21 protein-coding genes and 1 pseudogene are annotated in these 24,741 nt (G+C 73.2%); 16 read left to right on the forward strand and 6 right to left on the reverse strand.

The window, feature by feature from the left end; translation table 11 throughout:
- Positions 1 to 114 precede the first annotated feature (114 nt).
- Together DQ392_RS22150 and DQ392_RS22155 are read right to left on the reverse strand one after the other, a co-directional pair.
- Positions 115 to 2,067, reverse strand: a complete 1,953-nt coding sequence (locus tag DQ392_RS22150; protein WP_114017444.1) for a PucR family transcriptional regulator — start codon at positions 2,065 to 2,067, stop codon at positions 115 to 117.
- A 41-nt stretch (positions 2,068 to 2,108) separates the two neighbouring features.
- Complete coding sequence (locus DQ392_RS22155; protein WP_181856558.1) at positions 2,109 to 4,763, reverse strand: SpoIIE family protein phosphatase; 2,655 nt, start codon at positions 4,761 to 4,763, stop codon at positions 2,109 to 2,111.
- 517 nt (positions 4,764 to 5,280) lie between these two features.
- On the opposite strand from DQ392_RS22155, the gene yhfZ reads away from it, so the two are divergent.
- The 11 genes from yhfZ (at position 5,281) to DQ392_RS22210 (ending at position 15,634) form a co-directional block, all read left to right on the forward strand.
- Positions 5,281 to 6,225 (forward strand): GntR family transcriptional regulator YhfZ, encoded by a 945-nt coding sequence (gene yhfZ, locus DQ392_RS22160; RefSeq protein ID WP_114017446.1) that lies wholly within the window; start codon positions 5,281 to 5,283, stop codon positions 6,223 to 6,225.
- 110 nt (positions 6,226 to 6,335) lie between these two features.
- Positions 6,336 to 6,710 carry a PRD domain-containing protein gene (locus tag DQ392_RS22165; protein ID WP_114017447.1) on the forward strand — a complete coding sequence of 125 codons (375 nt, stop codon included), beginning with the start codon at positions 6,336 to 6,338 and terminating at the stop codon, positions 6,708 to 6,710.
- A gap of 92 nt (positions 6,711 to 6,802) precedes the next feature.
- Positions 6,803 to 7,159, forward strand: coding sequence for a DUF2620 domain-containing protein (locus tag DQ392_RS22170; protein WP_114017448.1), 357 nt, complete (start codon positions 6,803 to 6,805; stop codon positions 7,157 to 7,159).
- A gap of 43 nt (positions 7,160 to 7,202) precedes the next feature.
- Positions 7,203 to 8,597, forward strand: coding sequence for a YhfT family protein (locus DQ392_RS22175; protein WP_245981769.1), 1,395 nt, complete (start codon positions 7,203 to 7,205; stop codon positions 8,595 to 8,597).
- Positions 8,598 to 8,628: 31 nt separating this feature from the next.
- A complete protein-coding gene (locus DQ392_RS22180) occupies positions 8,629 to 9,597 on the forward strand; it encodes a phosphotriesterase family protein (protein ID WP_114017449.1) in 969 nt (322 codons plus the stop codon).
- Between the two features lies 1 nt (position 9,598).
- Positions 9,599 to 10,801, forward strand: a complete 1,203-nt coding sequence (locus tag DQ392_RS22185) for a PLP-dependent aminotransferase family protein (RefSeq protein WP_114017450.1) — start codon at positions 9,599 to 9,601, stop codon at positions 10,799 to 10,801.
- A 1-nt stretch (position 10,802) separates the two neighbouring features.
- Positions 10,803 to 11,966 (forward strand): alanine racemase, encoded by a 1,164-nt coding sequence (locus DQ392_RS22190; protein ID WP_114017451.1) that lies wholly within the window; start codon positions 10,803 to 10,805, stop codon positions 11,964 to 11,966.
- A 95-nt stretch (positions 11,967 to 12,061) separates the two neighbouring features.
- Complete coding sequence (locus DQ392_RS22195; RefSeq protein WP_114017729.1) at positions 12,062 to 13,276, forward strand: phosphopentomutase; 1,215 nt, start codon at positions 12,062 to 12,064, stop codon at positions 13,274 to 13,276.
- 197 nt (positions 13,277 to 13,473) lie between these two features.
- Positions 13,474 to 13,893, forward strand: coding sequence for a PPOX class F420-dependent oxidoreductase (locus tag DQ392_RS22200; protein ID WP_114017452.1), 420 nt, complete (start codon positions 13,474 to 13,476; stop codon positions 13,891 to 13,893).
- Positions 13,894 to 14,094: 201 nt separating this feature from the next.
- Positions 14,095 to 14,928, forward strand: coding sequence for an aldo/keto reductase (locus DQ392_RS22205; RefSeq protein ID WP_114017730.1), 834 nt, complete (start codon positions 14,095 to 14,097; stop codon positions 14,926 to 14,928).
- Positions 14,929 to 15,037: 109 nt separating this feature from the next.
- Positions 15,038 to 15,634, forward strand: coding sequence for a DUF4291 domain-containing protein (locus DQ392_RS22210; RefSeq protein WP_342774974.1), 597 nt, complete (start codon positions 15,038 to 15,040; stop codon positions 15,632 to 15,634).
- Positions 15,635 to 15,705: 71 nt separating this feature from the next.
- Here the strand turns inward: DQ392_RS22210 and DQ392_RS22215 are convergent, their stop codons facing one another.
- The 4 genes from DQ392_RS22215 to DQ392_RS22235 all read right to left on the reverse strand — a co-directional run bounded on the left by DQ392_RS22215 (position 15,706) and on the right by DQ392_RS22235 (position 20,593).
- Positions 15,706 to 16,788 carry an MASE1 domain-containing protein gene (locus DQ392_RS22215; RefSeq protein WP_114017453.1) on the reverse strand — a complete coding sequence of 361 codons (1,083 nt, stop codon included), beginning with the start codon at positions 16,786 to 16,788 and terminating at the stop codon, positions 15,706 to 15,708.
- Positions 16,785 to 17,657 carry a PP2C family protein-serine/threonine phosphatase gene (locus tag DQ392_RS22220; RefSeq protein ID WP_114017454.1) on the reverse strand — a complete coding sequence of 291 codons (873 nt, stop codon included), beginning with the start codon at positions 17,655 to 17,657 and terminating at the stop codon, positions 16,785 to 16,787. Before DQ392_RS22220 ends, DQ392_RS22215 begins: the two co-directional genes overlap by 4 nt.
- A 270-nt stretch (positions 17,658 to 17,927) precedes the next feature.
- Positions 17,928 to 18,587, reverse strand: a complete 660-nt coding sequence (locus DQ392_RS22230) for a fasciclin domain-containing protein (RefSeq protein ID WP_114017455.1) — start codon at positions 18,585 to 18,587, stop codon at positions 17,928 to 17,930.
- 116 nt (positions 18,588 to 18,703) lie between these two features.
- Positions 18,704 to 20,593, reverse strand: a complete 1,890-nt coding sequence (locus DQ392_RS22235) for a molybdopterin-dependent oxidoreductase (RefSeq protein WP_114017456.1) — start codon at positions 20,591 to 20,593, stop codon at positions 18,704 to 18,706.
- Positions 20,594 to 20,833: 240 nt separating this feature from the next.
- On the opposite strand from DQ392_RS22235, the gene DQ392_RS22240 reads away from it, so the two are divergent.
- The 5 genes and pseudogenes from DQ392_RS22240 to DQ392_RS22255 all read left to right on the forward strand — a co-directional run.
- Positions 20,834 to 22,132 carry an NAD(P)/FAD-dependent oxidoreductase gene (locus DQ392_RS22240; RefSeq protein ID WP_114017457.1) on the forward strand — a complete coding sequence of 433 codons (1,299 nt, stop codon included), beginning with the start codon at positions 20,834 to 20,836 and terminating at the stop codon, positions 22,130 to 22,132.
- A 101-nt stretch (positions 22,133 to 22,233) separates the two neighbouring features.
- On the forward strand, positions 22,234 to 22,941 hold the full coding sequence (locus tag DQ392_RS22245) for a DUF1365 domain-containing protein (RefSeq protein WP_245981833.1): 708 nt from the start codon (positions 22,234 to 22,236) through the stop codon (positions 22,939 to 22,941).
- Between the two features lie 2 nt (positions 22,942 to 22,943).
- Positions 22,944 to 24,248, forward strand: a complete 1,305-nt coding sequence (locus tag DQ392_RS22250) for a class I SAM-dependent methyltransferase (protein ID WP_425470580.1) — start codon at positions 22,944 to 22,946, stop codon at positions 24,246 to 24,248.
- A complete protein-coding gene (locus tag DQ392_RS34115) occupies positions 24,245 to 24,448 on the forward strand; it encodes a hypothetical protein (RefSeq protein ID WP_147266561.1) in 204 nt (67 codons plus the stop codon). The genes DQ392_RS22250 and DQ392_RS34115 overlap by 4 nt, the downstream gene beginning before the upstream one ends.
- A pseudogene (locus tag DQ392_RS22255) lies at positions 24,411 to 24,689 on the forward strand (class I SAM-dependent methyltransferase); the annotation flags it as partial. The gene DQ392_RS34115 and the pseudogene DQ392_RS22255, both read left to right, overlap by 38 nt.
- Positions 24,690 to 24,741 lie beyond the last annotated feature (52 nt).

Here is a 24,741-nt window from a genome sequence, read left to right on the forward strand (position 1 = left end):
AACGGGTTGTCCGGACGCACAACGGTGAGGGTAATTTCTTGTGCGGGCTGACCGTGCGGCGATGTGGGCGCTCTCACGCGCGCGGACCGCGCACTGTGCGAGTGGGCGGTCGGTTCATGCCTCCGCCTCGGGGCCGTGTCCCGGGCTGCCCGCCGGTGCCGGGTGCCGGCCCGCCGCCCGCAGGCCCAGTTCGGCCAGCAGGCGCACGTCCGGGTCGTCCAGGTCGAGCGCGAAGCGGGTGCGCAGTCTGCGCAGACGGTAGCGGAGCGTGTTCGGATGGATGCCCAGCTGCCGTGCGGTACCCGCGACGTCGCCGAACCTGCTCAGGTACGCGGCGAGCGTCGGGGCCAGGTCGGTGCGGTGCTCCGCGTCGTGGGCCAGCAGCTCCCGTACGGGCCCGTCCACCGCGGGCGTCAGCTCCCCCACGGCCCGTACGACCCGCATGGCGTCCATGGCGGCCCGCACGTCCGACTCGTCGGCGACCTCCAGCTCTCCGGCGCGGGCCGGCCGCTCCAGCAGCACCCGGAGCACGAGATGCGCTCTTTCGAGGGAACCCGGGGCCTGGTCGAGCCCCGTCGGCGCCGGGCCGATCGCCACGAGAGGCCGGGCGCCCGCCTCCCGCACGGCGCCCGCCAGCTGGAGCGCCAGCCGCCGTGCCCTTATGTCGCCCTCCCGGGGCTCTTCACCGGCGTGTGCGGTGTCGGCGCGTGGCGCCCGGCCGCCGGCCGGCTCGGGGCGTTCGCCGGGGAGCGGCAGCAGGACGTCCAGCCGGCCCTGGGAACGCTGCGCGAAGCCGGCGGGCTGGTGCGCGGTCACCTGGAGCGAGGCCAGCCGCAGGGCCCGCTCATGCACGGCGGCCTCTGTTGTGCCGTCCGCCGTCCTTCCGTCGACTGTCCTGCTGTCGACGGCGGAACGGTCGGCCTTGCCGTCCGCCGTGGCTCCGCCGGTGGTGACGGACAGCACCGCGCAGGGTGTGTCGAGGTCCAGCCCGAGGGTCGCCGCTGCCGACCGTGCGTCTCCTGTGCCCTCCAGGAGTGCCCTGAGCGCCTGTCGGCGCCGCGACGAACCGTTCCGGGCGCTCAGTCGGTGGTGCAGCAGGTGCGGGGCCGCCACCCGGGCCGCCTCCCGCAGTGCCTGCCGTGCGTCGGACGGCAGAGGGCTGCCGTCCGCGGCCGCCCAGATGGAGCCCAGCACCTCCTCCCCGGCGCGTACGGCGATCGCCAGACGTTCCGAGAAGCGCTCCTCCGCCGGACGGTGCACCACGTCGTCGGTCGACCACAGGGTGCGCAGAAACCCGCTGGCGGCCAGTTCGTCCAGCCGCCACCGTGGCACCTGCTGGCCGAGAATGGTGAGCCGCCGCAGGGGGTCGGCTCCGTTCTCCGTGGGGGAGAAGGCCAGCACCCGCGAGTCCGGGTCCTCCAGGGTGACGGCACCGCCCACCAGCTCGGCGAGAGCCCGTGCCAGCGCGGGAAGGTCACCCAGCGGCACGTCGGAGAGGGACTCGGCGCCCGCGGGCCCGCCCCGGTGCGCGAGCCCGGCCCGCAGCATGCCGATCAGCTCGGTCCACTCGACCCACGGCGCCCTGGTGAGCAGGGCCGTGGAGGTCTCGTCGGCCACCTCGAGCAGCCGCCGCGTCGGCCCGCTCGCCCCGCGCCGTACGACGACGGCCACCGCACCGGCCCGGGCCGCCGACCGCAGCGCCAGCGGGGCGACGTCGGACGAATCGTCGACACCGGCCGCGATCAGCACCTGGCCCCGCGCGGCGAGCGTCTCCCCCGAGTCGAACACGCCCACTCCGTGCACCGGCACGCCGCTTCCGAGGGGCGCCCGTACCAGTTCCAGCGCCTCGCCCGCGCCGGTCGCCAACAGACTCGCGAGGGTGGGGGAGGCCGCGTGGTGCTCTTCCTCCCCGCCGGACGGCGCCCCGAGGGAGGCTTTGGCGGGCACGGAGGGTGCCCCCAGGGACGCTTCCGCGGGCACGGAGGGTGGCGGGTCGGTGAGGCCGTACCCGCTGTGCGGAGGGCCGGAGGGGGTGTGCTCGCCGTGCGGAGGGGTGGTGCCGGGCATGGCTCAAGTGTCGCGCATCGGCCACCGGCCGGACGGCGCGCTCACAGGGACCCGTCGTCCCACTGGTCGAGGAGGCTCTCCTCGTCCTCCTCGCCGCCCCTCGCCCCGTTGTGCAGACTCTGCTCGGTCCACATCACCTTGCCGTGCGGCGTGTACCGGGTGCCCCAGCGCTCGGCGAGCTGGGCGACGAGGAAGAGGCCCCGCCCGCCCTCCTCCGTCGCAGCCGCGCGGCGCAGGTGCGGCGAGGTGCTGCTGCCGTCGGAGACCTCGCAGGTGAGGGTCCGTCCGTACAGCAGGCGGGCGCGGATGGGTTCGCTGCCGTAGCGGATGGCGTTGGTGACCAGCTCGCTGAGAATCAGCTCCGTGGTGAACGCGACGTCCTCCAGGCCCCACTCGGCCAGTTTCCGTGTCACCTGGGCGCGCACCGGGGCGACGGCGCCCGAGTCGGCGGGCACGTCCCACTGGGCGACCCGTTCCGACGGCAGTACCTTGGTGCGCGCCACCAGCAGGGCGACGTCGTCGCTCGGATCGGGGGGCAGCAGCGCGTCGAGCACCGCCCCGCAGGTCTCCTCCGGGGACCGCTCCGGGTGGCCCGCCAGTGCGTCGTGCAGCTGCGCGAGACCGTCGTCGATGTCCCGGTCGCGGTCCTCGACCAGCCCGTCGGTGTAGAGCACCAGCCGGCTGTTCTCCGGTGGGTGCAACTCCGTCGTCTCGAAGGGCGCGCCACCCAGCCCGAGGGGCAGTCCCACGGGGATCTCGGGAAACTCCACGGTGCCGTCGGGCAGCACCACGGCCGGACCCAGGTGCCCGGCCCGCGCCATGGTGCAGCGGCCCGTCACGGAGTCGTAGATCGCGTACAGACAGGTGGCGCCGGTGACGGACTCGCCGTTCCCCTCCGCCGTCTGGTCCTGGTCGATCCGGTCGACCAGCTCGTCCAGATGCGCGAGCAGTTCCTCGGGGGCCAGGTCCAGGGAGGAGAAGTTGAGCACCGCGGTGCGCAGCCGTCCCATGGTCGCGGCGGCGTGCAGACCGTGCCCCACCACGTCGCCGACCACCAGCGCGACACGGGCGCCGGGCAGCGGGATGACGTCGAACCAGTCCCCGCCCACCCCCGCCCGGGTGGGCCGGTACCTGGTGGCGACCTCCAGTGCGTCCTGGTCGGGCAGACCGCGCGGCAGCAGACTGCGCTGCAGGGTGACCGCCATGGCGTTCTCCCTGGTGTAGCGCCGGGCGTTGTCGATGCTGACGGCGGCCCGTGCCGCCAGTTCCTCCGCGAAGGCCAGGTCCTCCTCGCCGTACGCCTGGCTCCCGCCGGCGCGCCAGAAGTCGACCACCCCCAGGAGCACGCCGCGGGCCCGCAGCGGAACGGTGATCAGCGAGTGGATGCCGTCCGCGATGGCGGCACGCGCGCGCTCGGGGTTCTGCTCCTGCCAGGCGTGCGCCTCCCGCAGGTCGGGCTCCAGCACGGCGCCGACACTGTCCGGCCCCGTCCCGTCCGCCGTCCCATCGCCCGTGCCGGTGACCCCCACCGTCCTGGTGACCTCGCCCACCGGGTAGAGGGGCGACGGGTCGCGGATGCCGCTGATCGCCACCCGGCGCATGTCGGTGGGGGTTTCTGTCGGTTCCTCACCGCGCGGCACCGGGTCCAGCAGTTCCACGGTCGCGAAGTCGGCGAACTGGTCCACGACGACCTCGGTCAGCTCCTCCGCGGTACGCACCACGTCCAGGGTCGTACCAATGCGCACGCCCGCCTCGTACAGCAGGCGCAGCCGCTCCCGCGCCACCTCGACGCGGCCTTCGAGCGCGTGCAGTTCCGTGGTGTCCCGCAGCGTCGCCACCCTTCCAGGCACGCCCTCTTCGGCACGGGTGGCGCGGATGTTGACGGCCAGCAGCCTCCCCCCGGCCAGGTGCACCTCGTCCGAGGCGGTACGGCCCGAGGCCAGCAGTCCGGCCATACCCGTGTCGAGGCCGAGCTGGTCGACGCGCCGCCCCTCCGCGTTGCGGGGGAGCTCCAGCAGCCGGCGGGCCTCGCTGTTGGCCAGCCTCAGCCGGGCCTCCTCGTCGAGAATCAGCACTCCCTCGCGCACCGCGTGCAGTACGGCGTCGTGGTGTTCGTACATGCGGGTCATCTCGGTCGGCCCCAGCCCGTGGGTCTGGCGGCGCAGCCGCCTGCTGACCAGCGCGGAACTGCCCGAGGCGAGGATGAGCGCACCGACGGCCGACATCAGCAGCACGGGCAGCTGGTTCTTCACCCCCTGGTTCACCCGGGTGACCTTCACGCCTGCCGACACCAGTCCGGCCAGTGAGCCGTCGGGGCGGGTGATCGGGGCGGCGGAGTTCACGGTCTCGCCGCCGGTGCCGGCCACCTTGAGGGTCGTGGTGGTGGGCAGGCCCCGGCGCGCCCGCCGCACCATGTTCTTGAACGGCCGCACGACTCGCTTGCCGATCAGGTCGGGCTCCGACGAGGTGACCCTGATGCCGTCCGGCCTCCAGACGACGACGTAGTCCACACTGGTGGCCTTGCGGACCGCCTCGGCGCGCGGTTGCAGCGCCGCGGTCGGGTCCGGGCCGTCCAGCCTTTCCACCACCCCGGGCGAGCTCGCGAAGGTCTTGGCGACGGCGAGGCCCTCCTGCCGGGCGTGCCGGTTGCTGTCCCACTGGGCGTGCAGCAGGAAGGCCACCACCACCGCGATCATGAGCAGCACGATGACCGTCACCTGGAGGATGAAGACCTCTCCTGCGACGCTCCGGGCCCCGAAGGGGAGACGGGACCCCTTCCGGGGCCGGGCGTGCCCTCCGGAGGAACCGGGGTCCGGCGTACCGGAGCCGTGTGTGCCGGAGCTGCCTGTCCCGGAGCCGCGTGTGCCGGGATCCGGTTCCTGCTCGGAGTGCGCGGAGGCGGGCGACACCCGGCGGGGGCGTTCGCGCCGAGCCGTTCGGCGCCCGAAGAGTCCGCGCATGACCCTTTTCTAGCAGTTTCCAGCGGTGTCGGCCCTGGTTGATCCGGTGAATGGGGTCGCGACGGCTTCCGGGCCGGGGATCGTGGCCGACGCGGGGGCCCGGGCAGCCGCGACCGGTGCGGGATCCGGGGCGGCTTCGGGTCAGGAGCGGCGGTTTCGGGCGAAGTCGCGGGGCGGCTTCACCCGAGGTCGCGGCAGAGGCGGGCGAAGAGGGGTCTTGTCAAAAATCCAGGATTCTGTTTACTGTTTCCTCGTGAACGATTACGACGAGCGGTTCCTGACCCGCAACGGCCTCGCGGCCCGCCAGCTCGCGCTCCTCCTGCTGGAGTACGAGCCGGAGACGCGCCTGCCCCGCGTGCGGGACTTCGCCGAGGAGCTGGGGTGCGGCAACGGCACGGTCCAGGCCGCACTGCGGCTGCTGGAGGAAGCCGGTGCCATCGAGACCGCCGCCCGCGGGCACCTGGGCACCTTCCTCGTCAGATCGGACCGCGCGATCCTGTGGCGGCTGTCGGGGCTCGGCACCCTGCTCGCCGCCATGCCACTGCCCTACTCCCGCCGCTACGAAGGACTGGCCACGGGCCTGCGCGCGGCGTTCGACGACGCCGGCACCCCGTTCGCCATCACGTTCATGCGAGGCGCGGGCAGCCGTGCCACCGCGCTCATGGAGGGCAAGGCCGACCTCGTCGTGCTCTCCCGCTTCGCCGCCGACCGGCTCATCGAGGAGTATCCCGAGGATCTGGCCATCGTGGTGGATCTGGGCCCCGCCACCTACGTCGGCGCCCACGGCGTGCTGGTACGGGAGGGCGGCTCGCTCGACTCGCCCGGCCTCCGCGTGGCGATCGACCACGCCTCGGAGGACCAGCGCATGCTCGCCGAGCTGACCTTCGGCGGACGGGTCGACGTCGAATGGGTGGAGTGCTCCTACATGCAGCTCCCCGATCTGCTCGGGCACAACGAGGCGGACGCCACCGTCTGGAACCTGGACGAGGTGCAGGGCCGGATCGGCGAGGGGGTGGACGTACGCCCGCTCGGTGACGAGGTGACGCGTGACCTGTCGCTGCGCAACTCGAGCGCGGTCGTCATCGGCAGAGCCGGAAGCGCCGCGGCCCTGCACGCGATACGGCAGGCCATCGACCCCGCCCGGGTCGCCAAGCTCCAGTCCGAGGTCCTGCGAGGAGTCCGTATGCCCTCGTACTGACGGACCCCACCTGCCGCGCCACCGCACCGCACGGCTCAGCCCGTGCGGGCTCGCGCCGGCCGAGAGAATCCAGAATCCCGAGTTCTGTGGGATGTTGAGGAGGCACCACCGTGGACGACCAGCTCGCGCTGCGCATCCAGCTCTTCCGTGACAGCGGCCAAGTCCGCCCCCAGGTGGCCGATTTCGTGACCGCCGAGCTGACCGCGCTCATCGACGAGGGCGCGCCTGTCACCGAGGAGACGGCCGGAATGCTGACGAGCCATCTGATGATGGCCCTCACCCGGCTCCTGGACGGGGAGCCCATCGAGGAGTTCTCCACCGACGAGCAGGTGGCCGCCGAACTCGCCGACCACCCGGCAGCCGTCGAGCGGGCCCGCCGGATAGCCGAACGGGCCGAGAGCGAACTCGGCGCCGCCCTGCCCACCTCCGAGATCAACTTCCTGGCCATGCACCTGGCCGTCCTCGCCCAGCGCGTCACCGGCTGACAGCCGCCCGCGCCGGGCCCCCGAGAACCACACCCCCTTTCCCCGCACGGTCCACCCCTCGGGCCGCGCAGCACAGACGAGAGGCACCAGCCATGACGAAGATCCTCACCGGCGGAGTCGGCAAGACCGAGGTCGCGAACGCCATCAAGGAACTCGGCCTCGACGGCGTGGACGTCGTCGTCTCCAGCGACATGGACGCCGCGATGAAGCTCCGCGCCGGGCAGGCCGACTACTTCTTCGGCACCTGCCACACCGGTGCGGGCGCCTCCCTGGGCGTGCTCGTCGGCCTGATGGGGCAGCCCGCCTGCCACACCTTCGGCCGCACCGTGCCCACCGAGGACGAGGTCGCCGCGCTGCTCACCGAGGGCAAGAAGGTCTTCGGTTTCTCCATGGACCAGATCAGCACCGTCGTCCCCCTGCTCACCCGCGCCGTCGCCGCGCGCGGCTGAGCGGGACCGGTCGCAGACACCCCGGGCGTGAAGGAGCGACCCCGTGAGTGACCTCGCAAGCACGGTGGGCACCACCGGCACCCAACTGGCCGCAGGCGCCGGCCTGAACCTCTCGCTGCCCCAGCAGCTGACCGTCATCGTCCTGTGCGCGCTGACGGCGTTCATCTCGCACATGGCGCTGGCCGTCTTCAACGACGGCGTGCGCCCGTTCATGCTGGACTTCATCCACGGCCGGACGACCCGCTCGGCCACCACGGCGGTCTCCTTCGGCCTCTCGGCCGGGTTCATCTTCGGACTCGGCGCGCCGATGGCGCTCTCCTCGGGCGTGCTCAACCCGTGGCTGCTCTTCCTGCCCACCGACATCCTGGGCCTGCTGTCCCCCAAGAAGTGGCTCGCACCGCTGCTGGGCGCCGGCTGGGGCGCCGTCGTCGTCTTCGGGCTCAACGGGGCCAACGAGGTGGCGCACGACCTGCCCGTGGACTTCCTGACCGCCATGCAGCAGATGTCCACGCCGATCCTCTTCCTCTTCACGCTCTTCCCGGTGCTGGCCATCACCAAGCAGTTCGGGCGCGCGTGGGGAGCTGTGGCCGGTGTCGTCGAACTGGTCCTCGTCGTCGCGACGATGAAGCTGTGGCCGGACATGTTCGCCGGTGCGCTCGCCATGGCCGTCGGCGTGCTGATGCTGATCGGCCTCGCCGTGCGGCGGGACCTGGCGCAACGAAAGGCCGACCGCGCGGCCGAGGCGGCACGAGGCACGACAGCCGCGGACCAGGACTCCGCCCAGCCCGCGGAAGACGACCCGATGGCCTCGCTGTTCAGCGCGAGCGCGACGCGGCTGCGCCGCCACCTGCCACTGTTCATGCTGCTGGGAGCCGGAGTCTGCCTGCTGGCCCAGATGCACATATTCGGCGGCGGCGAGGCCACCAGCTTCCTCATCGCCAAGGGCCACATCTCCGAGGCGGCACAGGTCGACTTCTACCGCGTCTTCGGTTTCATTCCGCTGATCGCCACGACGGCGCTGGCGTCCGGCGCCTACGGCATCGCAGGGTTCACGCTCGTCTACCCGATCGGCTACCTGATGCCGAACCCGGTGCTGGCGGTCGTCGTCGGAGCCGCGGTCTTCGCGATCGAGGTTCTGGCGCTGTCCTACATCGGCAAGGTCCTCGGCAAGCTGCCCAGCGTCCGCGACTCCTCCGAGCACCTGCGCAACGCCATCACCGACAGCCTCCACCTGGCCATCCTCTTCGGCTCCCTGATGGCGGCCAACGCGATGGGCGCCGGTCTGGGCATCCTCATCGTGGGCGGTCTCTACCTGCTCAACGAGGCGATGGGCCGTCCCGTGGTGAGGATGGCGGCCGCACCCGCCGCGGTGATCGTCGGCGGCATCCTGCTCAACGTCCTCTACTGGCTCGACCTGTTCACCCCCGTCAAGGGCTGAGGGCCGCGCCGTCACCAGGAAGACCCGCACCATGACCACCATCCCGCACACCCCGCAACGCCTGCTGCGGACCGTCACCGGGCCGCTCGCCGCCGCGTCGCTGACGGGCCCCGTGCTCGCCCACGAGCACCTGGCCCTCGACCTGGACCGCCAGGGCGACGCGGCCTCGGTCCTCGATCCACGGCAGCACGGCCCGGCCGTCAGTCGCGAACTCGCCGCGCTGCGGCAGGAGTTCGGCCTCTGTCTCGTCGTCGAGCTGACCTGCCGGGGCATGGGCCGGGACCCGGAAGCGCTGGTGCGGATCGCCCGCGAGAGCGGTGTCGCCGTCGTCGCCGCCACCGGGTGGTATTACGAGCCGTTCCACCCACGGGCGGACCTGGAAGGCGCCTCCGTCGAGCAGCTGACCGGCACGCTCGTGCAGGAGATCGAACAGGGCATCGGCGCCACGGGCGTACGGCCCGGTGTGCTCGGCGAGGTGGGCAGCCACGGCGACACCCCCAGCGAACCGGAGGCCAGATCGCTGCGGGCCGCCGCCCGCGCCGCCCTCGCCACCGGCCTGTCGGTGTCCACCCACGCCCAACTGGGACACGGCGGACTCGCCCAGCTCGACCTGCTGACAACGGAGGGCCTGGCCCCGCACCGGATCTGTGTCGGCCACCAAGACCTGCTCGACGACTCCGCCGTGCACCGCCGGCTGGCCGAGGCGGGCGCGTACGTGGCCTTCGACACCGTCGGAAAGGAGAGCTACCAGAGCGACCAGGTGCGGCTGCGTCTCCTCCTCGCGCTGCTGGAGGCGGGCCATGCCGACCGGGCGCTGCTCAGCTGCGACATCTCCCGCCACGGCTACCTGCTGAGCGAGGGCGGAAAGGGCTACGGCCACCTCTTCCGCTCGTTCCTGCCCGCGCTCCGCACCGCGGGCGTCGACGAGGACCTGATCGACCTGATGACGCGGCGCAACCCGACGCGCTTCCTGACCGGCGCGAGCCCCGAGGAGGACTGACATGACACCAGCGGCGGCACCCGTACCCCCCGGTGCACTCCCGCGGACGTATCCGCTGGCCACCGTCCCCGTGGAGGACGCCGTCAGGTGGCAGTTCCGGCTGCTGGAGGCCACCGCGGGGCACTTCCAAGGGCAGGAGTTGTTCACCGCGGACACCGGTGTGGTGCCCGGCCTCGGCAGGCCGCGGACGACGGCCCGCGTCGAGGCGGTACTGGCCGACTACTTCGGCGCGCAGGACGCGGCACTGGTCCAGGGCGCGGGCACCGGCGCGATCCGCGCCGCCCTCAGCGCCGCCGTGAGCCCCGGCGAGCCGCTTCTCATCCACCGTGCTCCGGTCTACAGGACCACGGCGGTGACGCTGCGCGGCCTGGGCGTCGAGGCGGTCGAGGTCGACTTCAACGACCCGGCGGCGCTGCGCGGCGCACTCGCCTCCGGCCGGTTCAGGTGGGCCTACGTCCAGCACACCCGGCAGCGCCTCGCCGACTCCTACGACCCCGGGGAAGTCCTGTCAGCGTGCGCGAGCGCCGGCGTACGCAGCCTGGTCGACGACAACTACGCGGCCTTCCGCGTGCCCGCCTGCGGCGTCGAACTCGGCGCCGACGCCTCCTGCTTCTCGCTGTTCAAACTGCACGGCCCCGAGGGCGTCGGCGTGGTCGTCGGCGCCGGAGACCTGGTGGACGGGGTGCGCGCCGACAACTACTCGGGCGGTGGACAGGTGCAGGGCCACCAGGCCCTCGACGCGCTGCGCGCCCTCACCCACGTGCCCGTGATGTGGGCGGTGCAGTCCCGCGTCGGCGCGGAGGTCGCCGAACGCCTCGCCGCCGGCGAGGTTCCGGGCGTCACCGACGTGCGCCTGGCCAACGCGCAGGACAGATGCCTCATCGTCCAGCTCGACGCGCCCGTGGCGCGGCAGCTGCCCGAGGTCGCCGCCCGGTTCGGTGCCGCACCCTACCCGGTGGGCTCCAACTCCCGCTACGAGGTGGCGCCGCTGGTCTACCGCATGTCCAGCTCCAGCCTGGACGACGCCCCGGAGCTGGCCGACTGGGCGATCCGCGTCAACCCGATGCGGGCGGGCGCCGACCTCGTCCTGTCCGTGCTGCGCCGCAGCCTGCGGGAGCTGCGCGCCCAACCCACCGTCGAAGCCCCCCGGCCCGGCACGCCCGGCACGCCCGCCACGCCCCTCACGCACCGAGCAAAGGACTGACGTGTTTCTCGACAGCCTTCTCGCCCGCAACCCGGGGCTCGCCGACGTCGCGGCCGACCTGCACAGGCGCGGCGATATCCCGCCCGACACCTACGTCATGGACCTGGACGCCATCGAGGAGAACGCCGCCCTCCTGGCGGCCGAGGCCGAACGTCTCGGCCTGTCCCTGTGGTTCGTCGTCAAACAGCTCGGCCGCAACCCCGAGCTGATCCGCGCGGTGGCCCGCGCCATCCCCCGGTTCGCCGCCATCGACCAGGACGAGGCCCGGATCCTGCACGCGGCGGGCGCCCGCGCCGGCAACCTGGGGCACCTCGTGCAGATCCCCCGGCGGGCACTGCCCGAGATGCTGGCCTGGCGACCCGAGGCCGTCACCGTCTACGACCTGGCCAACGCGCGCGCCGTCTCCGAGCAGGCCCAGCGCCTGGGCATGGTCCAGGACGTCCTCGTGCGGCTGGAGGGCGCGGCCGGATCCGTCTACCCCGGGCAGGAGGGGGGCGTACCGCTGGCGGCGCTCGACAAGTTCGCGGAGGACGCGGAGCGGCTGCCGGGCATCAGGATCGCCGGGGTCACCGCGTTCCCCTGCGTCCTGTGCGATCCGGAAACCGGGGCACCGACGCCCACGCCCACCTTCGACCTCGCCGCCAGGGCGCGTGATCTGCTGGCCGCGCGCGGACACCAGGACCTCAAGCTGAGCGCCCCCAGCGCCACGTGTGTCGCCGGCCTGCCGCTGCTCGCACGCCTCGGCGCCACCCACGGCGAGCCAGGGCACGCGCTGACCGGCACCACCCCGCTGCACGCCCGCGACACCGCGCAACCGGAGCGGCCCGCGTACGTGTACGTCACCGAGGTCGCCCACACCCTGGCCGACGGCCGTCCGGCCGTGTTCGGCGGCGGCTTCTACGCCCGCTCGCACATCAGCTCCGCGCTACTGCCCCGCGCGGGACTGCGGCTGGCCGTCCAGGACGCGCCCGCCGAGAACATCGACTACTACCGCCTGCTGGCGGCCCCCGAGGCCGGAGCGGACGTGCGTGCGGGTGACACGGCGCTGCTGGCGTTCCGCACGCAGATCTTCGTCACCCGCTCCAGGGTCGCGGTCGTCGCCGGACTCTCGTCCGGGACGCCGAGACTGACCGGTCTCTACGACGCACGAGGGAGGGCACTGTGACCACCCATGACGACCCGGCTGACCAGGCCGAGTCGACCGGCCCCACTCATCGCGCCGGTCCCACCCGTCGCACTGACCACTCCGGCCGCACCGTCATCGTCGTCCTCGACGGCTTCGGTGTCGGTGCCATGCCCGACGCGGGCGTGCTGCGTCCGGGTGACGCGGAGGCCGACACCTGCGGGCACGTACTCGACCACGCGCGCGAGGCGTTCGGACGGCCACTGCGGCTGCCCGCGCTCGGCGCGCTCGGACTCGGCCTGGTCCACCCGCATCCGGACCTCGCCCGCCGCACCCCGCTGCCCGTCGCGGCGGGCAGGGCCGCGCTCGGATACCCGGGGGCCGACACGTTCGCCGGGCACCAGACGATGATGGGCGCGGACTTCAGCCGGGTGACGGTCGCCCGCCTCGGTGAGCACCTGGAAGAGGTCACCGAGGCCCTGAGCGCGGCGGGCCACCGGGTCGAGCCGCTCGACGGCGGGCCGGTGCTGGTCGTCGACGGCGGCGTGCTCGTGCACGACAACCTCGAAGCGGACCCCGGCATCAACTGGAACGCCTCGGCGCGCCTGGACGACCTGGGCTTCGACGCCATCCTCGCGGTCGCCCGCACCGTGCGTGCCGTCGCACCCGTCGCCCGGGTCATCGCCGTGGGCGGCCACGCGGACGGGCCGCTGCCCGGATTCGTCCGCGCCGGCGACGGCGGCACCGTCGGCCTGGACACACCGGCGAGCGGCTTCTACCGCAACGGCGGACTCCAGGTGCGGCACCTGGGTGCGGAACTCGACCACACCCGTCAGCTTCCCGAACTGGCCGCCCGTGCCGGGGTCCCGGTGACGCTCGTCGGCAAGGCGGCGGACATCCTGGCGTGCGAGGCCGCCGTGCGGCGCCCCGCCGTGCCCACCGCCGACGTTCTCGCCCACACCCTGGAGGCGGCCCGTGCGCCCGGGGAGGCGCTGGTCGTCGCCAACGTGCAGGAGAGCGACCTGGCGGGACACCAGCGCGACCCGGAGCGGTACGCACGGATACTCGAACAGGTCGACGCGGGTCTGGCCGCGCTGGTGGCGCTGCTGGACCAGCCCGGGGACCGTCTCGTGGTCACCGGTGACCACGGCAACGACCCGACGATCGGACACGCCTACCACACGCGCGAGTACGTGCCGGTGCTCATCCACCGCCCCGGCGCCCCGGGCGTGGAACTGCTCCCGGACGCGGGCAGCCTGGCCGACGTGGGCGCCACGGCCGCGGCCGCGCTCGGTCTCGACCCGGCAGCCCTGGCCAACGGCACCCGCATACCGGAGGCCGGCGTGGTCTGAGCCCGGAGTGCGACACGGGCCGTGACGTGTGAACCGGTCGTGGGCCCCGCCACGAGCCAGGCGACCACGACGGGCCGTCCCACTGCGCGCCTCACGCTCGGAGCGTGTGCCAGGCTGAGCACGCGTCCTGTGCGGCGCGGGCGGAGTGGGCACCCGGGCCGCGGAGAGAGAACCGCACACGCATCGAGGAGGACCACGTGTCGAAGCCACCACTGACCGACGCGGCAGTCGCCATGCTGTCCGAGCCCAACCCCTGCGTCATCACCACGCTGCGTTCCGACGGGCAGCCGGTGTCCACGGCGACCTGGTACCTGTGGGACGACGGCCGGGTGCTGGTCAACATGGACGAGGGGCGCAAGCGGCTGTCCCACATGCGCAACGACCCGCGCGTGACGCTCACCGTCCTCGGCAAGGACGACTGGTACACGCACATCAGCCTCATCGGCCGCGTCGAGGAGCTCAGGGCGGACGAGGGCCTCACCGACATCGACCGCCTCGCCCAGCACTACCTCGGCCAGCAGTACCCGGACCGCGAACGCCCCCGGGTCAGCGCCTGGATCGCGGTGGAGCGCTGGCACGGCTGGGGCTCGATGAAGGACAGCAGTCAGCCTGGCTGACGGCCCTCCAGGACAGCCCTCCGGGACGGTGCGATGGCGGGACGCCGAGACGGCGGGACGGTTTCCCGGCAGCGCCGAAGCTGCCGGGGAAGCCGCCGTCGTGCGGCGGCCGCCCCTGGCGGGCACCCCCGGCGGGCGCTCCGGGCGGGCAGCGGCGATCATGGGGGTACCCCTCAGCACCGTCGCACGGAAAGGACCACGATCCACGTGATACGTACAGTGACCCTTCCTTCCGGTGCGCGGGTCCCGGCCCTCGGGCAGGGGACCTGGCACATGGGGGACGACCGCTCCCGCCGCGCGGAGGAACTGGACGCGCTGCGTGCGGGCCTCGATCTGGGCATGACGCTCATCGACACGGCCGAGATGTACGGCAGCGGGGCCAGCGAGGAGCTGGTGGGCGAGGCGATCCAGGGGCGCAGGGACGAGGTGTTCCTCGTCAGCAAGGTCTTGCCGTCGAACGCCGACCGGCGCGGCACGGCCGAGGCCTGCCGGGCGAGCCTGCGCCGCCTGGGAACGGACCGCATCGACCTCTACCTGCTGCACTGGCGCGGTGGCGTCCCGCTGGCGGAGACGGTCGAGGCGCTGGAGGAACTGGTGCGCCAGGGCAGCATCGGCTCCTGGGGCGTGAGCAACCTGGACACCGACGACCTCGCCGACCTCCCGCGGGGCGCCGTGCCCGACACCGACCAGATCCTCTACAACCTCACCCGGCGCGGCCCCGAGTACGCGCTGCTGCCCCGCTGCCGCGAGCTGTCCGTGCCCGTCATGGCCTACTCGCCGGTCGAGCAGGGGCGGCTGCTGGGGCACGAGGCGCTGCGCGCGGTCGCCGACGCGCACGGGGCGACGCCCGCGCAGGTGGCACTGGCGTGGGTGCTGCGCCGCGAGGATGTCATCGCGATCCCCAAGGCCTCCTCGCGCCGCCACGTCGAGGAGAACCGGGCTGCGGCCGACCTGGTCCTGGGCGAGGAGGACTTCGCCGCGCTGGACGAGGCGTTCCCGCCGCCGGCCGGCAAGCGTCCGCTGGAGATCCTGTGACGGGCCGTCGCCGAGTGGGCCACGGCAGGCCGCGCAAGGCCCCGGCTCCCGGAGGCCACCGGGGCTAATTCGCTGGCACTCCGCGCCGTGACCGGAGACCGTGGACGCCGTGTCGGAACAACCCACCCACCAGATACGGGCCGCCTACATGGCGTCCACCGTCACCGTCTACCAGGCCTACGCGCCGCGGCTGGGCCTGCCGGCGGCCCGCGACGGGCGCTTCCCGGCCTCCTGGAAGCGCGACCGGATGACGTGGATCAAGCCGTCCTTCCTGTGGATGATGTACCGCTGCGGCTGGGCGGCCAAGGAGGACCAGGAGACGGTGCTCGCGGTCGAGATCACCCGCGAGGGCTTCGAGTGGGCGCTGCGCAACGCCTGCCTCTCGCACTACGACGCCGAGCGCCACACGGACCACGCGGAGTGGAAGCGGCGACTGCGGCAGTCTCCGGCCCGCGTCCAGTGGGACCCCGAACGGGATCTGCACCTGCGCCCGCTGCCGCACCGCTCCCTCCAGCTGGGGCTGGCCGGCGAGGCGACGCGGCGCTACGCCGACGAGTGGCTCGTCTCCCTCACGGACGTCACCCCGCTCGCCCACCGGGTCCACGCCGCCGTCCGTGACGGCGACCTGGCAGCGGCTCGCGGTCTCCTTCCACCCGAACGTCCGTACCCCGCGGGCGCGGAACTCCTCGCCCACCTGGCCCCCTGACGCCCGCGTCCTGCTCTTTGACGCCCGCGCCCTGCCCCCTGACGCCCGTCGCCTCCCGCCCCGCCCGGCTGCTAGACGTGGCGCTGTCCCGTGCGGCCGCCGGCGGGGAAGTTGCGGGGGCCGCGGCCCTTGGGGGCGAGAACCTCGACCATCTCCGCCAGGTCGTCGCAGGCCGCGGCGATCCTCCGTTGGGTGTTGCGCCTCTCCGCAGTGACCGCGGCCAGCAGCAGGGCCGTCAGCGCGGCCGAACCGTTGAGCGCCTGGAGAGTGATCATGCCTTCGATCAGGTCCTGGCGCGCGAAGACCCCGGCGCGGTCGGTGGCCGCCCACGTCGCGGAGACCGACAGGATCGCCGTACACACCGCCGCGCCCGCCAGTTGGAACCGCAGCGCCGCCCATACCAGTAGCGGGTAGACGAGGAAGAGGAGGCTGATCGTGCTCCGGGTCACCAGGAGGCCCAGCGCCGCCGTCGCCGCCGCCAGGGCCACCGCCTCGGCGATCCGCGCGCGGTCGCGAGGTACGTCCAGCTTGCGGAGCGCCAGCAGGAGCGGGGTGACGACGAGGACACCGACCGCGTCGCCGGCCCACCAGGCCGACCAGACGGGCCAGAAGTGCGACAGCGTCAGGCCGTCGCCCGCGACCGTCATCAGCGTTCCGACGGTGGCGCTCACCAGCATGCCGAGGAAGGCGCCCAGGAAGACCAGGCACACCGCGTCCCGGAACCTGTCCAGGTCGGTGCGGAAGCCCGTGCGGCGCAGCAGGGCGCACGAGAGGAGCGGGGCGAGTGTGTTGCCGGCGATGAAACCCACCGAGGTCAGGCTGAGCGGACCTATGCCGTTGACCACCAGCAGGGCGCCGAGCGTCACGCCGGGCCACACGCCCGCGCCGAAGAGGAGCAGGCAGGCCACGGCGATGCCGGTCGGCGGCCAGAACGGGGTGACGGTGGCTCCCTCGACCGACACGTGCCACAGCAGGCCGACGAGCCCGCCGGCGTAGTAGCCGAGGGCGATCAGGACGACGCGCAGCACGTAACCGGCGAGCAGCCGGCCGCGGATCCTGCCCGCGCCGCGCTCCGGGCGGGCCCGTCCGCCGGGAGCGGGGGAGGGGTCCGGTGCGCGGTCCGCCGTCGAGTGCGTGGGTGCCACGCCACTCATCTCACCCCCTCAGGCGCCGCGTCGTCCGTCTGACACGCCTCGGGGCCGTCATGGCGCAGTACGAGGACGGCGGCGTCGTCGGTGTGTCCGGTCCGCCCGGTGACCTCCATGACCCGGTCGGCGAGCGTCTCCGGGTCCTCGAAGACGCCGTCGCGCAACACCTGGGCAACTGCCGCCAGGCCCTCTTCCAGGGGGAAGCGGGGGCCCTCGACCACTCCGTCGGTCAGCAGGGCGAGCGCTCCCGGCTGGGTGAAGCGGTACTCGGTGACCGCGTACGTCTCGCCTTCCATGACGGCCAGCGGCAGCCCGATCTCCTCCTCGGAGTGCTCCACGATGCCGCACACGCCGTCGGCCCGCGCCCACACGGCTCCGGTGTGCCCGGCGCGTGCGGTGCGTACGCTCCAGGTCCGCGTGTCGAAACAGAGGAAGAGGCAGGTGGCGAAGAGCGGGTTGTCGGTGGCGGCCAGCAGCTCGTTGGCGGTGGCCAGGATGTCACCGGGATCGGTCGCCCCCATGGCGGCGACCGCGCGCAGGACGATCCGCACCTGGCCCATGTAGGCGGCGGCCTCGACGTCGTGACCCTGCACGTCGCCGACGGAGAAGGCGAGGGTGCCGTCGGACAGCCGGCAGCCGTCGTACCAGTCACCGCCGATGTCGAGCCCGTTGCCGGCCGGTGCGTAGCGGGCGGCGACGCGCAGCCCCGGCGCGGTGGGCAGGGTGGCGGGCAGCATGCCCCGTTGCAGGGCCTCGGCCAGCTCGACGCGGGCCCGCTGGACCTCGATCTCCTCCCGCACCCGCGCGGTGAGCCGTCCGAGCTGCGAGAGCAGATCGTCGGCGTTCGCCGGACGGGCATGACGGCGGCCACCCATGGCACGAGCCTAGACGCGGGCCGCTTCCGCCGCCCGGCGAGCGCCTCCTTCGGGCGGCCCGTGCGCAGGGCAGCGCCCAGTCCGCCGCGCAGGCGCAGACGCTGAAGGAGGAGAACGGCACGCAGGTGCGTGGCTTGCTCGACGCACAGCGCCAACGGGTACAGGTACTGCCGTCGGCGCGATGCCGGGAACGGCAGCACCCGGTTCCGTTCGAGCGGGCGGAGCGCCGTGCCCGGCTGGCGGTGCGGCCGGCCCGGGCACGGCGGTGGGTCACTTCTTCGGGGGCATCAGCACCGTGTCGATGATGTGGACGGTGGCGTTCGCGGTCTTCACGTTGCCGCAGGCGACGTTCGCCGAGTCGTTGACCTTGTAGGCGTCACCCGAGCCCTTCGTGGTGAGCTTCTGCTTCTCCAGCGTCGGGTAGGAGCCGTCGGCCAGCTTCGCCTTGTCCAGCGGCTCGCCCACCACGTGGTAGGTCAGGACCTTCTTCAGCATCTCCTTGTCGCTCATGACCTTGTCCAGGTCGGCCTTCGGGATCTTTTTGAAGGCGTCGTTGGTCGGCGCGAACACGGTGATGTCCTTCGCGCTGTTGAGGGTGTCGACCAGTCCGGCCTTCTTCACCGCGTCGACGAGCGTCGACAGCTGCGGGTTGTTAGAGGCGGCGGTGGCGACCGGGTCCTGGGCCATCCCCTTGAAGCTGCCCTTGCCCGACTTCGGCACGGTCTTGCAGGCGTCACCAAAGGTGCCCATGGCCGTGTCCTGCTTGTCGTCCGTCTCCTTCGGTGAGCTCTTGCTCTGCTCGTTCTTCTTGTCGGACGCCTTGTCGGAGCCCCCGTCGTCACCGCCGCACGCGGTCAGACCGAGCGGGAGGACGACGGCCGCGGTGGCGGCCAGCAGGACGCGACGGGCACGGGTGGTGGTGCTGGTCATTGCGATTACTCCTTGTTGTGACGGTCATGCCGCTCATGTCGGGCACGAGAGGGGGCATGCGGGGCTACGGACGGTTCGGTGGTCGGGGAAGGAAGGGCGTGGTGTGCGGCTGGTGGTCAGGTCACGTCGACCACCACCGAGTGCCGTCCGGTGGCGCCGTCGGGCACCGTGCCGACGCGGTCGGCGGTCTGGGTGTGCCCCGTCCTGTCGGTCGCGCGTACCTGGAGCTCGTGGGATCCCGGCGTCGCGTTCCACTCCCACACCCACTGGCGCCAGGTGTCGCGGGAGTCCTCTTCGGCGAGCCGCGCGGTGTGCCAGGGGCCGTCGTCGACGCGGACCTCGACCCGGTCGATGCCGCGGTGCTGTGCCCAGGCGACGCCCGCGACCGCGACCTTGCCGGCCTTCAGGCCGGCGAGCGGCCCCGGCGTGTCGATCCGCGACTGGGTCTTGATCGGGGCCCGGCGTCCCCAGTCACGTTCGACCCAGTACACGTCGAAGTCGTCGAACGAGGTCAGCTCCAGCTCGCGTATCCACTTGCACGCCGAGACGTAGCCGTACAGGCCGGGGACCACCATGCGGACGGGGAAGCCGTGTTCGAAGGGGAGCGGTTCGCCGTTCATGCCCACGGCGAGCATCGCGTCCCGGCCGTCCATGACGGTGTCCACCGGGCTGCCGAGCGTCATGCCGTCCTCGGAGCGGGCCACGAGCTGGTCGGCGGGCCCGCCCTTGGACGGTGGTCGTACGCCGGCTTCGCGCAGCAGCGGCGCCAGGGGCACCCCGAGCCAGCGCGCGTTGCCGACGTACTCGCCGCCCACCTGGTTGGAGACGCAGGTGAGCGTGGCGTCCCGCTCGACGAGGCCCCGTTCGAGCAGCTGGTCGTAGTCCAGGGTGAGCTCGTCGCGCACCCCCTTGCCGTGGATGCGCAGCGACCAGTCGGCCGCTGACAGCTTCGGCACGCGCAGCAGCGTGTCCACGCGGTAGAACCGGTTGTTCGATGTCACGAACCGGCTCAGCCCGTCGATGTCCAGCTCGGCGCCGCGCGGTACGGGTGCCGCCCGCGAGACGGGGGCGGGCAGCGTGAGGTCGGTGCGGGACGCGACGGCCTCGGCGCCGCTGCGGGAGTTGAGGCCCCGCCCGAGGAGTCCCACCCCGGCGGCTCCCACCCACGCCGCACCCGCGCCCAGCACGAACCTGCGCCGGTCGAACCCCGCCCCGTCCGGCGCCTTGCCCAGCAGCAGTCGCGGCTTGCCGGGGCCGGTGGGCGCATTCCGGTCGCCGCCTGCCGGTGCCGGGTCTGCGCTCGTCGCCGCGCCTTCGGCTGCCGACGAGTCGTCGGCCACCGGCCCGGCGCCGTCTTCGGCCCCGGCGCAGCCTTCGGCCTCGGCACCGTCGGTCTTGGCGCTGTCGTCGGACCCGGCACCCTCTGTCGGAGCGTCACCGGCTGAGGGGGTGACGCTCGTGCAAGGGGTCCCCTCCACGGAGGGCGGGGCCCCCACCGGAGAGGTGCCGTCGGCCGCGACGGGCTCCGCGACCGCGCCGGACGGCCTCAACAGGCCCGTCAGCGCGTACAGCACGGCGCTGCCCGCCACGGCTCCCACCACGGACGGCAGCGCGTCCACGAGCGAGCCGTCCGGGCGGCCCGCGGCGGCCCAGCCGCCCACGGCGCCGAAGAGCAGCACGCCCGCCGATCCTGCCGGGCGGTGGCGCACGGCGAGAACGCCGAGGGCGACGGCGAAGAGCGCGAGCAGGACGACGATGCCCAGCTGGAGGACCAGCTTGTCGTCGGTGCCGAACGTGCGGATGGCGAAGTCCTTGACCGGCGCGGGCACTCGGTCGATCACGGCACCGCCCACGGCGGTGACCGGCCCGGCCTCGGGGCGCACGGGTACGGACGCCAACTCAGCGACGGCCAGGGCGCCGCACCCGGCGATCACGCCGCTCAGCGCTCCCAGCGCGCCGGTCAGGGCGCCGATGCGGGGCTTCCTCTCGTTGCTCACACCCCGCATTCGGCTCAGCCCGCCCGGCGGATTGGTCGGTCCCCCGATCGGATGACGTCCGGCTGGACACGCGCCGCGGAGACGGCGTTGCGCGGACGACCTGTCCACGTCCGGGCCAAGCCGCGAGGCCCGCGGCTCCGAATGCAGAGCGAAAGGCACGCACCCCGGCCCGGCGGCCGGCGGCGAGCACACGGCAGCAGACATGCCCGGCAGGCCGTGCGGGGCGTGCTCCGCAGTGGGAGGAGCAGCATGACGCAACAGCGGCGCAGAACGGCCGTGGTGGGCAGTGGAGTTGCCGGGCTGACGGCGGCACACGTCCTGCGGCACACGGACGCGGTGTCGCTCTACGAGGCCGACGACCGGCTCGGCGGTCACGCGCACACGCATGACGTCGTCTCCGCCGACGGCCGCCTGCTCCAGGTCGACTCCGGCTTCATCGTGCACAACCGCCGGACGTATCCCCTGCTGACGCGGCTCTTCGGCGAGCTGGGCGTGACGACCCAGGAGTCCGAGATGAGCATGTCGGTGCGGTGCGAGGGCTGCGGCCTGGAGTACGCGGGCGCCAAGGGGCCGCGCGGGCTGGTGCCGCGCGCGGGGCATCTGCTGCGCGGCAGGTACCTGCGGATGCTCGCCCAGGTGCCCGTCTTCCACCGGCGTGCGCAGCGCCTGCTGGCCCAGGAGGGCGGCGGGACGGCGGACGACCGGCAGTACGCGGTGACGCTCGAAGCGTTCTTGCGCCGGGGCGGGTTCTCGCCGTACTTCGTGAGCCACTTCGTGACGCCGGTGATCTCGGCGGTCTGGTCGTGCGCGCCCGGCACCGCGCTGCGCTATCCGGCCCGCTACCTGTTCCGCTTCCTCGACAACCACGGCATGCTCGGCATCTCGGGCTCCCCGCCGTGGCGCACGGTCACCGGCGGGTCGCGCGAGTACGTGGAACGCGTCGGCAAGCAACTCGGCGCCGTCCACACCGCCACACCCGTGCGGACGGTGCGCAGACACGCTGACGGCGCTGACGGGGTCACGCTCGTCACCGAGGACGGCACGGCGCACGCCTACGACGCCGTCGTGCTGGCCACCCATCCCGACCAGGCGCTGCGGCTGCTGGCGGAACCGACCGAGGCCGAGCGCGAGGTGCTGGGCGCCTTCCGCTACTCGCGCAACCCGGCTCTCCTGCACACCGACCCCGCCCCGCTGCCCCGCACACGCGGCGCACGTGCGTCGTGGAACTACCTGATGCCCGACTGCTGTACCCCGGCCGGGCGGGTGCGGGTCAGCTACGACATGAACCGGCTGCAACGGCTGAACGCCCCCGAGGAACACGTCGTCACCCTGGGAGCCCACGACCGGGTGGCCCCGGAACGGGTGCTCGCGCGCATGGTCTACGAGCACCCCGTCTATACGCCCGACTCGGTGGCGGCACAGCGGAGGCTGCCCGAACTGAACCGGGGCCCCGTGGCGTTCGCCGGCGCCTACCACGGCTGGGGCTTCCACGAGGACGGCTGCCGCTCCGGGGTGGAGGCCGCCCGGGCGCTGGGGGTGCGCTGGTGAGCCCGCGCCCTCCCTCGAACGGGGCCCGGAAAACCACGCGGCGGACCCCGCTCCAGGACCCCGGCCCCGGTCCCTTCACACCCGCCCTCTACCGCTGCGTCATCGCCCACGCCCGCACCCACCCCGTGCGGCACGCCTTCCGCTTCCGCACCTCCATGTGGCTGACCGACGTGGACGAACCGCCGCGCCTGCCGCGCCTGCTGCGGCCGCTGGCCCGGTTCGAGCCGCGCGACCACTTCGGCGGCACCGCGCCGACCGTCCGCGCGGGACTGGAGCGCTATGTGGCCGCACAGGGCGTGGATCTGGAGGGCGGCCGGGTGCTGATGCTGGCGCACGCCCGGGTGTTCGGCCACGTCTTCAACCCGCTGACCCTCTACTGGTGCCACGGTGCGGCCGGGCAGTTGGTGTGCGTCGTCGCCGAGGTGCACAACACCTACGGCGAGCGCCACTGCTACCTGCTGCGCCCCGACGCGGACGGCGTCGCCCGCACGGACAAGGAGTTCTACGTCTCACCGTTCTTCCCCGTGGACGGCGGATACCGCATGCGACTGCCACTGCCGGACACCCGGCTGCGGCTGACCGTCCAGCTCGAACGCGGGGGCCACCGGGCGCACGTCCCGTTCACCGCCTCCGTGCACGGCGAGCGCCGCCCGGCGACCGTGCGGGAACTGCTGCGTGCGACCGCACGGCACCCCTGGCCCACGCTCGCCGTCACCGTGGGCATCCGCGCCCACGGGATCCGGTTGTGGCTGCGCGGACTGCCCGTACGCCCACGACCGCACCACCCTCAACAGAAAGGTCTGCACTGACCGTGCCCGCACCGCTGTCGGCGTCCCCGCGGACGGCCGCCGTCGACCGTTCCCGCTGGCCCGACGTGGCCGCTGCGCCACGCTCCTCCAGGCTGCGTACCGCCGTGACCGCCCGCCTCGTCGGCCGGGCCTTCGACAGGCTGCCCCTGCGGGTGCGGCTGCCCGACGGGTCCAGCCTCGGGAAGGGCGGCCCGCTGCTGGAACTGCGCGACCCCGACGCCTTCCACCACCGCCTCGGCCGCAGCGGACTCATCGGGTTCGGCGAGTCCTACATGGCCGGCGAGTGGGAGGCGCCCGATCTGGTGGGCGTGCTGGCGGTCTTCGCCGAGCACGCCGACTCCCTCTTCCCCGCCTGGACGCAGAAGCTGCGCCACCTGTGGGCACCCCGGCACCCGGCCGCGCAGCGCAACACCACCAGGGGCGCCCGCGAGAACATCCACCGCCACTACGACCTGTCCAACGACCTGTTCGCGCTCTTCCTCGACGAGACGCTGACCTACTCCTCCGCCGTCTTCCGCGGCTTCCCCGCCACCTGGGAGGCGTTGCCCGACGCCCAGCGGCGCAAGACCGACCTGCTGCTCGACCTGGCGGGCGTCGGCCCGGGAACCCGGATGCTGGAGATCGGCACGGGCTGGGGCGATCTGGCGATACGAGCCGCACGGCGGGGGGCCGAGGTCGTCACGGTCACGCTCTCCTCGGAACAGCTGGCGCTGGCCACGGCGCGGGTGCGCGAGGCGGGCTGCTCCGACCGGGTGACGCTGCTGCTGCGGGACTACCGGCAGGTGCGGGGGGAGTACGACGCGATCGTCAGCGTCGAGATGATCGAGGCGGTCGGCCACGAGTACTGGCCCGTCTACCTCGCGGCGCTCGACCGGTTGCTGGCGCCCGGCGGGAAGGTCGCCCTCCAGGCCATCACCATGGCCCACCACCGGATGCTCGCCACCCGGCACACCTACACCTGGATCCAGAAGTACATCTTCCCCGGCGGCCTGGTGCCCTCCCGCGAGGCGCTGCGGCGCCTGACCGAGGAGGACACGGCTCTGCGGCTCGCGCGCCACGAGGGCTTCGGCGCGCACTACGCCGAGACGCTCCGGCTGTGGCGCGAGCGGTTCGCGGAGCGGGCACAGGACGTGCGGGACCTCGGGTTCGACGCCACGTTCCAGCGGATGTGGACCCTCTACCTCGCCTACTCCGAGGCCGGCTTCCGCACCGGCTACCTCGACGTGGAGCAACTGCTGTTCCGCAAGGAACCGGTGCGGAGCACCAAGACGACCCCGATCCCGAACCCCAGGGGAGAAGCACAGTGACGGCGGCATCCACGACGGACAGGACGCGGACGAGTACGGAAGGCGTGGCCGGGCGTCTCGCGGCCCTGGCCCAGCGGCTCCTGGGCGGCCCGCTGCCGGTGCGGCTGCGGGCCTGGGACGGCAGCGAGGCGGGGCCCGCGCAGGCGCCGCTCGTAGTGCTGCGCTCGCGCCGAGGTGCGGGCCACCGCGTCGCTGCGTGAGCACTACGTGCACACCATCGCCGCCTGGGCGCGCACCCTGGAGGAGCGCTGGAAGGAGTTCACCGAGCTGGCGGGCGCGGAGACGGCCCGCGTCTGGCGGCTGTACCTGGCCGGTGGCGGACTCGCCTTCGCGGAGCGCCGGATGGGCGTCGACCAGATCCTCGCCGTGCGCCCCCTGGACGAGGGAGAGGCCGGGCTGGGCCCCGTACCGCATGGGGGCCACGACGGCGAGTGGCCGTGACCCGTGGGACCACCACGCGCGGTGCCGGGCGGCCCGTCACCTCCTCGCCCGG

It is taken from the genome of Streptomyces reniochalinae, assembly GCF_003323735.1.
In the GTDB taxonomy this organism is placed as follows: Bacteria; Actinomycetota; Actinomycetes; order Streptomycetales; family Streptomycetaceae; genus Streptomyces; species Streptomyces reniochalinae.